The following is a 12,762-nucleotide window of genomic DNA, read 5'->3' on the forward strand; positions in this document are numbered from 1 at the left end:
GGTCAGCCGACGGCCTTGCCCCAGCCCTCGTTGATGGCCACCTTGGCGGCGTCCTCCTGTTCCGGTGTGGGGAAGCGGGGGGTGCCGTGGACCTCGGGGAGGCGGGCGGCGGCCTTCTTGTCGGCGGTGCCGTCCTTCTCCATCCGGTCGAGGAGGGCGGGCCGGGAGTAGCCCCGCAGCCAGATGTTCTGGCCCTGGGGGCTGTAGAGGAATTCCAGCCACAGCCGGGCGGCGGCGGGGTGCGGGGCGTACGCGTTGACGCCCTGGTTGTAGTACTGGGAGTACTGGCCGTCGGAGGGCACGGTGACCTGCCAGTCGACGCCCTTGGCGGTGAGTTCCTTGCGGTAGCCGAGGTTGAGGTAGTCCCAGTCGAGGGAGATCGGGGTCTCGCCCTTGCGGATGGTGGCCGGCGAGGAGTCGACGGGCACGAAGTTGCCGCTCTGCTTGAGCTTCTTGAAGAAGTCGAGGCCGGGCCGGACGTCGTCGAACGAGCCGCCGTTGGCGAGCGCGGCGGCGAAGATCGCGGAGAACGCCGAGGACGACTCCGCCGGGTTGCCGTTGAGCGCGACCTTGTTCCGGTACTGCGGCTGCAGCAGCTCGGCGAAGGTCTTGGGGCACTTCTTGACGGCCTTGGCGTCGCAGCCGATGGAGATATAGCCGCCGTAGTTGTTGAGGTACGAGCCGTCGGCCTGTTTCTGCGCGCGGGGGATGTCGCGCCAGCCGGTCACCTCGTACGGGGCGAGCAGCCGCTTGCCCTGGGCGTTGCGCATGAACGCGGTGCCCAGGTCGAGGGCGTCGACGGCGCGGTCCTGGCCGCGGCGCTTGTCGGCGGCGCCGAGGGCGAGCTGGCTGGTGCCGCCGGGGTTCTCGTTGTTGACCTCGATGCCGTACTTCCGCTCGAAGGTCTTGATCATCTCGCCATAGTTCGCCCAATCGGGGGCCAGCGCGTAGACGTTGAGCCGGCCTTCCTTCTTGGCGGCCTTGACGAGTGCGTCCATGCCGCCGAGGTCCGCGGCCGACCGCGCGGTGGCCGCCTTGCTGGTGACGGCGGCCGGGGCGTAGCCGCAGCCGCCGGTGGCCGCGCCGGCCACGAGGACCGCAACGCCGCCGGCGAGTGCCCGGCGCGTACCGGCCGGTCGGGGTGGCTTCACTGGTTACTCCTGGATCTTTGGCCCACCACCTGTATGGACAAGCCGCCGTCAGTAAGCCCCGTCAAAATAACCGCAAGATGAGTCTCAGACAAACCCCTGGCACATAAAAACCGCAGGTCATAAGCGTTATAATGGAAAAGGTTTAGAGTTTGGCGCAGTGGTTAGACGCATACCCCGTGACGGCGTGGCTCTCTACCTCTGTGCACAGCTGACCCGCTCGTTCCGACCCTTCCGGCAGGTACGGATCCGTCCCGCCGGCCACGTCCTGACCAGGCCGCGAGGAGTCCTGTTGACCCGACGCCACCAGCAGATCGCCGAGGCGCTGCGCCGGGCGATCACCGAGGGGCGGCTCCCCGTGGGCAGCGCCCTGCCCTCGGAGACCGAACTCGCCGCCACCCACGGCGTCTCGCGCGGCACGGTCCGCCAGGCGCTGGCCGCGCTGCTCGCCGAAGGACTGATCGGCTCCCGCCAGGGCGCCCGGCACCTCGTGCTGAGCACCGCGCCCAGCCAGAGCTTCACCGAGCTGCGCAGCTTCGCCCAGTGGGCGCACGCGGGCGGCCACACCCCCGGCGGCCGGGTACACGAGAGCATCCGCGGCACGGCCTCCGTGGAAGAGGCCGCGCTGCTGCAACTGGCGCCGGGCGCCGAGGTGCTGCGGGTGCTGCGGCTGCGGACCCTGGACGGCGAGCCGGTGTTGCTGGAGCGCACGGTCTACGCGGGCTGGATCGCCGGTGCGGTCGAGGAGCTGCCGGCCGACTGCGAGTCGGTCACCCAGGCGCTCCTGGACTCCCGCGGTCTGGTTTTCGCCCACGGTGAGCACCACTTGGACGCCCTCGCGGCGGGCACCGTGGACGCCCGGGAGTTGCGGGTGCGACGGGGCAGCCCGTTGCTGCGCGTACGCCGCACCACCACCACTGCGGAGGGCCGCCCGGTCGAGACCTCCGACGACCGCTACCGCCCCGGAGCTGTGGTCTTCACCGTCCGCAACTCCACCCAGGCCAACCCGCTGGCCCGCACCCCGGCCGACTGACCCGGCACCGCCGCCCCGGCGCCCCTCAGCCCCTCACGCCCTCACGCCCTCACGCCCTCACGCCCTCACGCCCTCACCAGCGAACAGCGAGCCCACCCATGCCCGTGATCCCCCCGCCCGCCCCCGTGCTCCCCGCGGCCCTGCTGTGCGACATGGACGGCACCCTCGTCGACACCGAGCACCAGTGGCTGGACACGGTGGCCGGCTTCCTGCGGGAACAGGGCCTCGCGGCCACGGACGAGGTGCTGGCGGACTTCGCCGGAGCGCCGGTGGACGACGCCGCCGAGCGTCTGGTGCGCGAGTACGGGGTGCGCTGCGACGTCACCCGGACGGCTGCCCGGCTGGACCGGGACTTCACCGCCAAGGTCGCGGCCGGCGTCACCGTCCAGCCGGGTGCGCTGCGGCTGCTGGACCGGGCGCGGGCGCTGGGCATACCGGCCGCCCTGGTCACCGCCTCCGAGCGGCATGTCGCCGATCTGGTGCTGCGCACGCTCGGCGCGCACCGCTTCGCGCTGTCGGTCACCTCGGGCGAGGCGCCGCGCGGCAAGCCGCACCCCGACCCGTATCTGGCCGCCGCGGCCGGTCTCGGGGTCGACCCCGCGGACTGTCTGGCCGTCGAGGACACCCCCACGGGCGCCGCGGCGGCGCTGGCCGCGGGCTGCCGGCTGCTGGCCGTACCGAGCGTGCCGGGCATCGTTGCGGGGCCCCGCACGGCCGTGGCGGCCTCTCTGGAGGACGTGGACCTGGCGGACTTCCCTTTCGCCCGGTCCGTCTGATCCCGGCGGGCACAGGCGGCCCCAGACGGGCGCAGACCGCTCCCGGGGCCGCAACACCCCCGTGGCGCACGGAAAGGCGGCCATCCCTGGAAGGGATGACCGCCTTTTGTGCCGTGCTAGGGGGTGTTACTTACCCTTGGCGGCTTCCTTGAGCTTGGAGCCCGCGGAGACCTTCACGCTGTAGCCGGCCGGGATCTGGATCGGGTCGCCGGTCTGCGGGTTGCGCGCGGTGCGAGCGGCACGGTGGGTGCGCTCGAAGGTCAGGAAGCCGGGGATGGTGACCTTCTCGTCGCCCTTGGCGACGACCTCGCCGGTCACCTCGGCGAGGGCGGCCAGAACGGCGTCGGCGTCCTTGCGGGTCACCTCGGCGCGATCGGCCAGAGCGGCCACCAGCTCACTGCGGTTCATGTTTGTACTCCCGTGTTCTTCTTGCCAATGAGGCGTGAGATCGAAGCCGATGCTGCCAGGGTCCTCGGACAGTCCCCGGACCCGGGTCTGGTGCCAGACCCTCGCGCCCGATTACGCATCCTGCCCCCACCTGCGGCGGTAAAGCCAATCCGGCACCCAGGAGGGTCACACGAAAAGCGCCACTGCCTCGTAGTGGTGACGCTCCGTATCATTCCCGCTCCGGGCCGGCCCCACAGGGCGGCGGTCGCTTGCTGCCCGCCACCCTATGGGGGCCCCAACGACGGCGTGTCCAGCGACGCGCCGTACTCAGACCGCCGTGGCAGCCGTCACAGCCGGGTCGCCGCTCTTCGCCGCTTCCCGGACCGCTCCGGCCACCGCGCCCGCGACCTTCTCGTTGAAGACGCTGGGGATGATGTAGTTCGGGTTGACCTCGTCCTCCAGGACGACGTCCGCGAGGGCGCCGGCCGCGGCCAGCATCATCTCGGTGTTCACCGTACGGGAGTGGGCGTCCAGCAGGCCGCGGAAGACGCCGGGGAACACCAGGACGTTGTTGATCTGGTTCGGGAAGTCGGAGCGGCCGGTGGCCACGACGGCGGCGGTCTGCCGGGCGACGGCCGGGTCGACCTCCGGGTCGGGGTTGGCGAGTGCGAACACGATCGCGCCCTCGGCCATCTTCGAGACGTCCTCGCCGTCCAGGACGTTGGGCGCGGAGACCCCGATGAAGACGTCCGCGCCGACCACGGCCTCCTTGAGGGTGCCGGTGACGCCCTCGGGGTTGGTGTTGTCGGCGATCCAGCGCAGCGGCGAGTCCGGGTCGGCGTCGACCAGGTCGGTGCGGCCGGCGTGCACCACACCGTGGATGTCGGCGACGACGGCGTGCTGGACGCCGGCGGCCAGCAGCAGCTTGAGGATGGCGGTACCGGCCGCACCGGCGCCGGACATCACGACCCGGACGTTCTCGACCTTCTTGCCCACCACGCGCAGCGCGTTGGTGAGCGCGGCGAGCACCACGATGGCGGTGCCGTGCTGGTCGTCGTGGAAGACCGGGATGTCCAGGGCCTCGCGCAGCCGCGCCTCGATCTCGAAGCAGCGGGGGGCGGAGATGTCCTCCAGGTTGATGCCGGCGAAGCCGGGGGCGATGGCCTTGACGATCTCCACGATGGCGTCGGTGTCCTGGGTGTCCAGGCACAGCGGCCAGGCGTCGATGCCGGCGAAGCGCTTGAAGAGGGCCGCCTTGCCCTCCATGACGGGCAGCGCGGCCTTGGGGCCGATGTTGCCCAGGCCCAGCACGGCGGAGCCGTCCGTGACGACCGCGACGCTGTTGCGCTTGATCGTCAGCCGGCGGGCGTCCTCGGGGTTGTCGGCGATGGCCTGGCAGACGCGGGCGACACCCGGGGTGTAGATCATCGACAGGTCGTCACGGTTGCGGATGGGGTGCTTCGACGACATCTCGATCTTGCCGCCGAGGTGCATCAGGAACGTACGGTCGGAGACCTTGCCGAGCGAGACGCCCTCGATGTGGCGCAGCTGCTCGACGATCTCGTCGGCGTGGGCCGTGGAGGTCGCCGCGATGGTGACGTCGATGCGGAGCTTCTCGTGTCCGGACGCCGTGACGTCGAGGCCGGTCACCGAGCCTCCGTGGGACTCTACGGCCGTGGTGAGCTGGGAGACCGCGGTTCCGCTCGCGGGCACCTCCAGCCGGACCGTCATCGAGTAGGAGACGCTGGGCGCCGTTGCCATGGCCGACTTCCTCTGCTTTCACCGTGTCGCTGGATTGCCGTCCGATCGTCGCACCTACCGCGGAGTATGCGGTAGCCGCCCCACATTGCGAACATTTTGTTCGTGAGGGCCTGTGCCTGCGGAAAACGACTTCCACCATACGAGAATTCGCGCCCACAGCAAAGAGGCCCACGCCATCAAGTGACGTGGGCCTCTTTGTCTGGTCTATGACACCGACCCGCCATGCTCGCCTCGCGGCAAGTGGTCGCTCGTAGCGACGATGGTTGGGCCCGGGGGCTTGGATCGGGCCGGTGCCGTCACCCAGGCTAACAAACCAACCCCGGAAGCGAATCCCGTCCCGCGGGGCCGATTTCAAGACCCCTCGTACGGCGGCGCGCAGCGCGCGGCTGCGCCCGCCGTACGGGTGCCGGAACGGCCCGGCGGCCGGTCAGTCCCGCAGCAGATCCGGCACCCCGGCCGCGTCCGGCTCGTCCCGTCCGGCCGACAGCACGGTCAGCTGCCGGGTGGCCCGGGTCAGCGCCACGTACAGGACCCGAAGTCCGGCCGGGGACTCATCGGCGATCTCGGCCGGCGAGACCACCAGCGTGGCGTCGTACTCCAGCCCCTTGGCCTCCAGGGAGCCCAGAGCCACCACCCGGTCGCCGAGCGGGGCCAGCCAACGGCGGGCCTGCGCCCGACGGTTCATGGCCACCACGACGCCGACCGTGCCGTCCACCTCGTCCAGCAGCCGCTCGGCCTCGGCCACCGTGGCCTGCGCCAGCGCCGCCTCGTCGGCGGACCGGGCCTCGCGGTCCCCGTCCGCGACGAGCGCGAAGCGCGGCTGAAGGCCCGTGGAGCGAACCGCCTTCGGCGACTGCATACCGGGCATCGCCAGCGCCAGCACCTTGGCGGCCAGTTCGGCGATCTCCGCGGGGTTGCGATAGTTCACGGTGAGCGTGAAGCGGCGGCGCGGACGGGTACCGAGCGCCTCGTCACGGGCGACGGCGGCCTCGTCCGGGTCGGACCACGAGGACTGCGCGGGGTCCCCGACGACCGTCCAGGTCGCATGCCGGCCGCGGCGGCCGACCATCCGCCACTGCATCGGCGTCAGGTCCTGCGCCTCGTCGACGATGACATGGGCGTAGTCGGTGCGCTCCTCCTCCAGCCGTTCGCGCCGACTGCGGCCGCCGCCGTTGCGCTCCGTGTAGGTCGAGAGCTCCTCCAGGCCCGTCAGATGGTCCAGCGGATCGGCCTCGCGCGGACGGGGCGGGCGGATCGGGGCGCCGAGAACCAGCTGCAGCTCGTCCAGCAGCGCGACATCGTGCACCGACAGCGGACCGTGCCCCGTGTCGTCCAACCGCCGCAGCGAGCGGGCCAGTTGGCGCACCTCGCGCTGATGGAGGATCCGGCGCGCCCAACGGCCCAGCAGGCGCTCGTCGGCCATCGCGGCGAGGACCCCGCGCGGGGTCAGCTCGGGCCACCAGGCGTCCAGGAACTCCTGGAAGTCGGGCTCGGTGGTGATGTCCTCGTCGAAGCCCTCGCGGGCCTCGGCGGCCAGTTCGGGGTCCGTGTAGCGGCGGGTGGCGCCGGACTTGGCCCACAGGGCGTCCAGGATCAGCCGGCGGGCGCGCGGGCGCAGCAGATTGACCGGTGCGGTGCCGCCGAGTGCGGACTGCCGGATGGCATGCAGCTCGTCGGCGTCCAGCTCGATCCGCTGGCCGAAGGCCACCACCCGCAGCCGGGCGGGTACGACCGGGGCGGGGCGGGAGGGTCTGGAGCGGGTGCGGCGGCCCTTGCGTTCCCCGTCGTCGGCGCCGTTCTCGGCGGGCGCGGTGAAGAGGTCCTCCAGGGAGAGCTGGGCGTCCTCGCCCGCCCGGGGGGAGGATTCCGGCGCCGCGGCCGCGGGGGCCGCCAGCTCCAGTGCCCCGCGTGCCGCCTTGCGCAGCAGCTTCTGCATCCGGGAGGAGCCCTTGATACGGGCCACCGCGGGCGGGTCGAATGCGGTCGCCTCGGCGCCGTCCACCAGCGAGCCGAGCGCCCGGATGGCGACCTGGCCCTCCTCGCCGAGCGACGGCAGGACGCCTTCGGTGTAGGCGACCAGCAGCGGCGTCGGGGAGACGATCAGGATGCCGCCCGCGTAGCGGCGCCGGTCCTGGTAGAGGAGGTAGGCGGCGCGGTGCAGCGCCACCGCGGTCTTGCCCGTGCCGGGACCGCCCTCGACCTCGGTGACGGAGGCGGCGGGAGCCCGGATCACCATGTCCTGCTCGGCCTGGATGGAGGCGACGATGTCCCGCATGGTGTGGCTGCGGGCCCGGCCCAGCGCGGCCATCAGCGCACCGTCACCGATCGCCGGCAGCTCCTCGCCGTCCAGCGTGGCGGTGACCTCCGGGCGCATCAGATCGTCCTCGACGCCGAGGACCTTGCGGCCCTTGGAGCGGATCACCCGTCGGCGCACGACCCGGCCCGGCGCGACCGGGGTGGCCCGGTAGAAGGGCGCGGCGGCCGGCGCCCGCCAGTCGATGACCAGCGGGGAGTAGTCCGCGTCGAGAACGCCGAGGCGGCCGATGTGCAGCGTCTCGGCGATCGCGGCGCGGTTGTCCTCGATGGCACCGTCGGCGGGCTCGACGGAGGTGAAGGCGCCGTCCGAGCCCTTCTGGCCGTCCTTGCCGAGGAGCAGGTCGATCCGGCCGAAGAGGAAGTCCTCGTACTCGGAATTCAGGCGGTGGAGATGGACGCCGGCCTGGAAGACCTGGGCGTCACGTTCGGCGAGTGCGCCGGGCGTGCCGACCTGGCCGCGTTGGGCGGCGTCGTTCATCAGGAACTCCGCCTCGTGGATCTTCTCCTCGAGGCGCCGGTAGACGCGGTCCAGATGCGTCTGCTCGGATTCGATCTCACGGTCGCGAACGGAATCCGAAGCGTGATCCGGTGCGTGCGTGGCGTTGTGCGCGGCCACCCAGGCCCCCTTCTGCTGTGCGTAGGGCAGCCGTCAACCGTACGCGAACCAGGCACCGCGCGCACCTGGTGAAAGGGACAAAGTCGGGCGAGTTTGGTCGGATGTTGACTCAAGCCTTTACGTCGGGCGTGACCCGGCCGAAGGGATTGCCGATCGGAAGCATGGCGGTCCTTGACGGGCGCCCCGTGCCGTACCCGGCCCGGGGCGCCTGCCCGCACCGCTCAGACGTTCACCTTCGCCAGCTGCTTGCCGTCCATCGTGGTGACCTCGAAGTGGTCGATGTCGCCGCGGTTGAAGCCCGCGCCGCCCGCCGCGTACAGCGGCTCGCGGTTCCACTTCGCGGCGCCGCCCGGGACGCCGTAGCCCCCCTTGGGCACCGCCCAGGTGGTGATGGTCTGCCGTTTGCCGTCCTTGCCGACGGCGACCAGGTCGCAGGTGAGCGGCCCCTTGACGTTGGCGAGTTCCAGGACGACCTGGGTGCCCCAGGGCCGTGCCGCCATGGAGACGCCCGCCGAGACCTTGGTGTCCGGGTCGACGGAGCTCGCCTTCTCGCCCGCCGCGTACTGGGCCCGGACGGCGTTCGCCAGCGGCGGCGTCGGCTTCTCCTCGGAGCCCTGGGGCTTCAGGGTGAGGGCGGCGAGCGGCCCGCCGACGATCAGCACGGCGGCCGCGGCGACCAGGAACAGCCGTCGCCGGGCACGGCCGCGCCGGGTGACGGCGACCTCGTCGAGCAGTCCGTCCAGCAGCCCCGGGCCGGGGACGGCTGTGATCGTCTGCGGGGTGGGCGCGGACTGCTTGAACTCGGCCAGTACCGGCGACAGGCCCATGAGTTCTTCGAGCTCGGCCGCGCACTGGTGACAGCCGACGAGATGCGCCTCGAACCGGTCGGCGTCGGCAGCGTCCAGGACGCCCAGCGCGTAGGCGCCGACGTCGGTGTGCCGGTCCGGCTGCGTGGGCGGGTTCACTCCGTCACTCCTCGTTCCTCGAGCGAGAGTCTCAGGGAGCGCAGCGCGTAGAACACCCGGGACCGCACGGTCCCGGCCGGTACGCGCAGCACCTCCGCTGCCTCGTTGACCGTACGTTCCTTGAAGTACGTCTCGACGAGGGCCTCTCGGTGGGCCTGGCTCAGGTCGCTCAGCGCCTCGGAGATCGTCATCAGGCGCAGTGCCCGGTCGATCACATCGGCGGCGGGCATCGTCTCCAGAGGGGTCGGGTCGACCTCTTGGGGCCGAGCCTTACGGCTGCGGTGCCCGTCGATGACGATCCGCCGTGCGACGGTCACCAGCCAGGGGCGTATCGAGCCGGTCGCCCGTTGCAACTGGTCGGCGTTGCGCCAGGCGCGCACCAGCGTCTCCTGCACCACGTCCTCCGCGCGGTGCCGGTCGCCCGCCACCAATCGCAGGACGAAGGCGAGTAGCGGGCCCGCATGATCGTCATAGAGGGCTCGCATGAGCTCCTCGTCAGGTGTCGTCCTGTCTGCCACGACGGCATCCTTACGCACTCCAACTCCCGGGTCGATAGCCCAGATCGCCCAAGATCGCCGGGGGACCCTGCCATGAATCGGACTTGCGGTGAGGAGTACGGACGGGACGGACGGGTTACTCAGAGTTCGGCGGAAAATTTTTCTGCGCCGGTCACGGCACCCTGACCAGCGCTTCCGTCCTGCTCCCTGCGCACCGTCGTCCGCCTCCGGTGCCGGGCCACCCGCTCCCGGTTGCCGCACACCTCGCTGGAGCACCAGCGGCGGCGCCGGCCGCGCGATGTGTCCAGATACACCAGGGTGCAGCTCTCGCCCGCGCACTGCCGCAGCTGCGCGCGGGCCACCTCGTCGGTCAGCAGCCCGATCGCGTCCCGGGCCACCGCGGCCAGCAGCCCGGCGCAGTCGGGCGGGCCGGGGAGGGCACCGGCGAGGGTGCCGTCGGCGGTGCGTACCGCGCACAGGGCGGGCGGCTGCCCGGACCCGGCCGCGGAGTTGACCAGCGCCAGATCGGCGTCGTCCGCCCGGCCCCGCAGCTCTGCGTGCACCACGCGGCGCAGCAGCTCGCGCAGTGCGCGGAAGCGGCCGACCCAGCTGCCGTCCACGCCGTCCAGCGGGGTGCCGCGCGGCACCAGCCCCGCTCCGACCAGCCACGCCCGCAACTGGTCGGGGCCGGTGAGCCGTTCGGCGGGGGCGCCGTCGGTCGTGGCCGCCAGGTCCAGGCAGATCCGCCCGCAGTCGAACCGCAGGTCGCAAGGCGACGCCATGTGCCTGTCACTCCTTAGGGACCAAACGTGTGTGCTCCCAGAGTGCCCGCCCCGGGGGCTCGCCGGAACCCTCCGGAGGCGATCACTCCACGCATGCACCGCACAGGAACCTCGTACGTAGACGCTGTGTGTATACATCTCATGTATAGTCCGCGGCGCGGCGGTCCGCGGGCCCTCGCGCCCCGGCCCGCCGCATGTCGTAGCGCTCCTTGCCCCTCCAGGACGAAGGTCTCCATGTCGCGCAAGTCCCTGCTCACGAACCGCGCCGGCCTGACCCACAAGATCGGTTACGCGGTCCGCAACCCGGCCCGGATCGCCCCGTACGCCAAGCGCACCGCCCGCGACACATGGCTCCGCTTCAAGCACCCCGACCATGTCGCGTACTACCGGGCGGTGATGTCCTCGGACACCGGCCGCAACCCGGAGGCCGCGGTCGGCAGCCGCAGTCATGAACGCTGGCTGGCGCTGGGCGAGATGCAGTTCGACTACCTGGCCGAGCACGGGCTGAAGCCCGGCCACCGGATGCTGGACATCGGCTGCGGCAATCTGCGCGCCGGCTGGCGCTTCATCGCCCATCTGGACACCGGCAACTACTACGGCATCGACATCTCGCCGGACATCCTGATATCCGCGAAGCAGACCCTGACGACCTACGAGCTCCAGGACAAGCTTCCGCACTTGACGATCACCCAGAACCTGACGCTGGACTTCCTGCCGTCCGCCCACTTCGACGTCGTCCACGCGCACAGCGTCTTCTCGCACTCACCGCTCGGCGTCATCGACGAGTGCCTCGCCCACGTCGGCCGGATCCTGGCACCCGGCGGCTTCTTCGACTTCACCTTCGACCGCACCGAGGGCGCCGAACACCAGGTGCTGCGCGAGGACTTCTACTACCGGACCGAGACCCTGCTGCGGCTGGCCCGCACACACGGCCTGGAGGCGCGCTTCATGGCGGACTGGGAGAAGCGGCCGCACGGCCAGTCCAAGATCCGGGTGAACAACCCCGCGTAGGGCGCCGGACCGCCCCCGAGCCGCCGGGCCGGTCCCCGCTCCCCCGCCCGCGAGGCCGCGGCTCCCCGCCGGACCGGCCCCGGCTCCGGCCCCGCGCGAGGCCGCTACTCCCCGCCGTACTTGTCCGTGTCCGCATGCGGGTCGAGCGACAGCCGGTAGCCGCGCTTGACGACCGTCTGGATCAGCTTCGGCGCGCCCAGCGCCCCCCGCAGCCGGGCCATCGCGGTCTCCACCGCATGCTCGTCCCGGCCCGCCCCCGGCAGTGCGCGCAACAGCTCCGCACGGGAGACCACCCAGCCGGGGCGGCGCGCCAGCGCCCCCAGCAGCGCCATCCCGGCCGGCGGCACCGGCCGCAGCGCGCCGTCCACCACGACGGCGTGCCCGCGGATCTCCAGCCGCCGCCCGGCCACCGGCAGCGGCCGCACCCGGCCCGGGAGTTCACGGCACAGCACCTGCACCAGCGGCCCCAGCCGGAAGCGCTCCGGCTGAAGCGTGGGGATGTCCTCCGCCTGGAGCGGCAGCGCGGTCACCGGCCCCACGCACACCGGCAGCACCTCCTGCCGCAGCGCCGCCAGCACCTCCGCACGGATCCCGCGCTCCTGGGCCCGGCGCAGCAGCGACGCGGCGGCCGGCGCGCTGGTGAAGGTCACCGCGTCCACGGCGCGCGAGGTCACCGCGTCCAGCAGCCGGTCGACCGGCCCGATGTCCTCCGGCGGCATCCAGCGGTACACGGGGACGCCGACCACCTCCGCACCGCCGGCCCGCAACGCCTCGACGAAGCCCGGCAGCGGCTCCCCGTGCAGCTGTACGGCCACCCGGCGCCCGGAGACGCCCTCTTCCAGCAGCCGGTCCAGCACCTCGGCCATCGACTCGGAGGCCGGCGACCACTTCTCGGTCAGCCCGGCGGCCCGGATCGCACCGCGCACCTTGGGCCCGCGCGCCAGCAGCTCCACCCCGGCCAGCCGGTCCAGCAGCGCCTCGCCCAGGCCCCAGCCCTCCGCGGCCTCGACCCAGCCGCGGAAGCCGATGGCGGTGGTGGCCACGACGACATCGGGCGCCCGGTCGATCAGGTCCGAGGTCACCGCGAGCAGCTCGGTGTCGTCCGACAGCGGGACGATACGCAGCGCGGGCGCATGCATCACCTGCGCGCCGCGCCGCTCCAACAGGGCGCCCAGCTCCTCCGCGCGCCGGGCCGCGGTCACCCCGACGGTGAACCCGTCCAGCGGCCGTACGGCCGGTTCCGGCGCCGTCCGCTCCTGCTCGCCGTGCTCCTGCTGCTGATCGTGCATGGTCGTCCCGCTCCGCCCAGAGTGGTGTACTGCCTCGTGCTTCCGTACCGCCGCGGCTCGGGCGGCACGAACTTCCAGGGTGTCAAGGTGCCAAGGTGCCAACGGCACGTGACGACCCCGGTCCTCCAGTATTTCCCCACGGTTACGACGGGCCGCATGCCCACCCCTGCCCCCTGCCGCC

General features: G+C 72.0%; 11 protein-coding genes. 3 read left to right on the top strand and 8 right to left on the bottom strand.

From position 1 onward, the window contains the following. Window positions 1-2: 2 nt before the first annotated feature. Entirely contained in the window at window positions 3-1,091 is a 1,089-nt protein-coding gene (locus ACGFWI_RS20305) for an extracellular solute-binding protein (RefSeq protein WP_393907412.1), read from the bottom strand. Window positions 1,092-1,440: 349 nt separating this feature from the next. Between ACGFWI_RS20305 and ACGFWI_RS20310 the strand changes: the two genes are divergently transcribed. Both ACGFWI_RS20310 and ACGFWI_RS20315 read left to right on the top strand, forming a co-directional pair. Continuing rightward, complete coding sequence (locus ACGFWI_RS20310; RefSeq protein ID WP_393907351.1) at window positions 1,441-2,181, top strand: GntR family transcriptional regulator; 741 nt, start codon at window positions 1,441-1,443, stop codon at window positions 2,179-2,181. A gap of 98 nt (window positions 2,182-2,279) precedes the next feature. Beyond that, entirely contained in the window at window positions 2,280-2,957 is a 678-nt protein-coding gene (locus ACGFWI_RS20315; protein WP_393907352.1) for an HAD family hydrolase, read from the top strand. Between the two features lie 126 nt (window positions 2,958-3,083). On the opposite strand, the gene ACGFWI_RS20320 is transcribed toward ACGFWI_RS20315, so the two are convergent. The 6 genes from ACGFWI_RS20320 to ACGFWI_RS20345 all read right to left on the bottom strand — a co-directional run bounded on the left by ACGFWI_RS20320 (window position 3,084) and on the right by ACGFWI_RS20345 (window position 10,281). Next, window positions 3,084-3,365 carry an HU family DNA-binding protein gene (locus ACGFWI_RS20320; protein ID WP_006605312.1) on the bottom strand — a complete coding sequence of 94 codons (282 nt, stop codon included), beginning with the start codon at window positions 3,363-3,365 and terminating at the stop codon, window positions 3,084-3,086. 306 nt (window positions 3,366-3,671) lie between these two features. Further along, entirely contained in the window at window positions 3,672-5,105 is a 1,434-nt protein-coding gene (locus ACGFWI_RS20325; RefSeq protein ID WP_393907353.1) for an NAD-dependent malic enzyme, read from the bottom strand. A gap of 427 nt (window positions 5,106-5,532) precedes the next feature. After that, a complete protein-coding gene (locus tag ACGFWI_RS20330) occupies window positions 5,533-8,037 on the bottom strand; it encodes a HelD family protein (protein ID WP_393907354.1) in 2,505 nt (834 codons plus the stop codon). 221 nt (window positions 8,038-8,258) lie between these two features. After that, the gene (locus ACGFWI_RS20335; protein WP_393907355.1) at window positions 8,259-9,002 is read right to left on the bottom strand and encodes an anti-sigma factor family protein; all 744 of its coding nucleotides are present in this window, start codon (window positions 9,000-9,002) and stop codon (window positions 8,259-8,261) included. After that, window positions 8,999-9,538, bottom strand: coding sequence for a sigma-70 family RNA polymerase sigma factor (locus tag ACGFWI_RS20340; protein WP_393907356.1), 540 nt, complete (start codon window positions 9,536-9,538; stop codon window positions 8,999-9,001). The genes ACGFWI_RS20335 and ACGFWI_RS20340 overlap by 4 nt, the downstream gene beginning before the upstream one ends. A 101-nt stretch (window positions 9,539-9,639) precedes the next feature. Beyond that, window positions 9,640-10,281 (bottom strand): CGNR zinc finger domain-containing protein, encoded by a 642-nt coding sequence (locus tag ACGFWI_RS20345; RefSeq protein WP_393907357.1) that lies wholly within the window; start codon window positions 10,279-10,281, stop codon window positions 9,640-9,642. A gap of 234 nt (window positions 10,282-10,515) precedes the next feature. Between ACGFWI_RS20345 and ACGFWI_RS20350 the strand changes: the two genes are divergently transcribed. Beyond that, on the top strand, window positions 10,516-11,292 hold the full coding sequence (locus ACGFWI_RS20350; protein ID WP_393907358.1) for a class I SAM-dependent methyltransferase: 777 nt from the start codon (window positions 10,516-10,518) through the stop codon (window positions 11,290-11,292). A 104-nt stretch (window positions 11,293-11,396) separates the two neighbouring features. Here the strand turns inward: ACGFWI_RS20350 and ACGFWI_RS20355 are convergent, their stop codons facing one another. Further along, the gene (locus ACGFWI_RS20355) at window positions 11,397-12,581 is read right to left on the bottom strand and encodes a uroporphyrinogen-III synthase (protein WP_393907359.1); all 1,185 of its coding nucleotides are present in this window, start codon (window positions 12,579-12,581) and stop codon (window positions 11,397-11,399) included. Between the last annotated feature and the right edge of the window lie 181 nt (window positions 12,582-12,762).

The sequence above is a fragment of the Streptomyces sp. NPDC048434 genome (assembly GCF_043200375.1).
Taxonomy (GTDB): Bacteria; Actinomycetota; Actinomycetes; order Streptomycetales; family Streptomycetaceae; genus Streptomyces.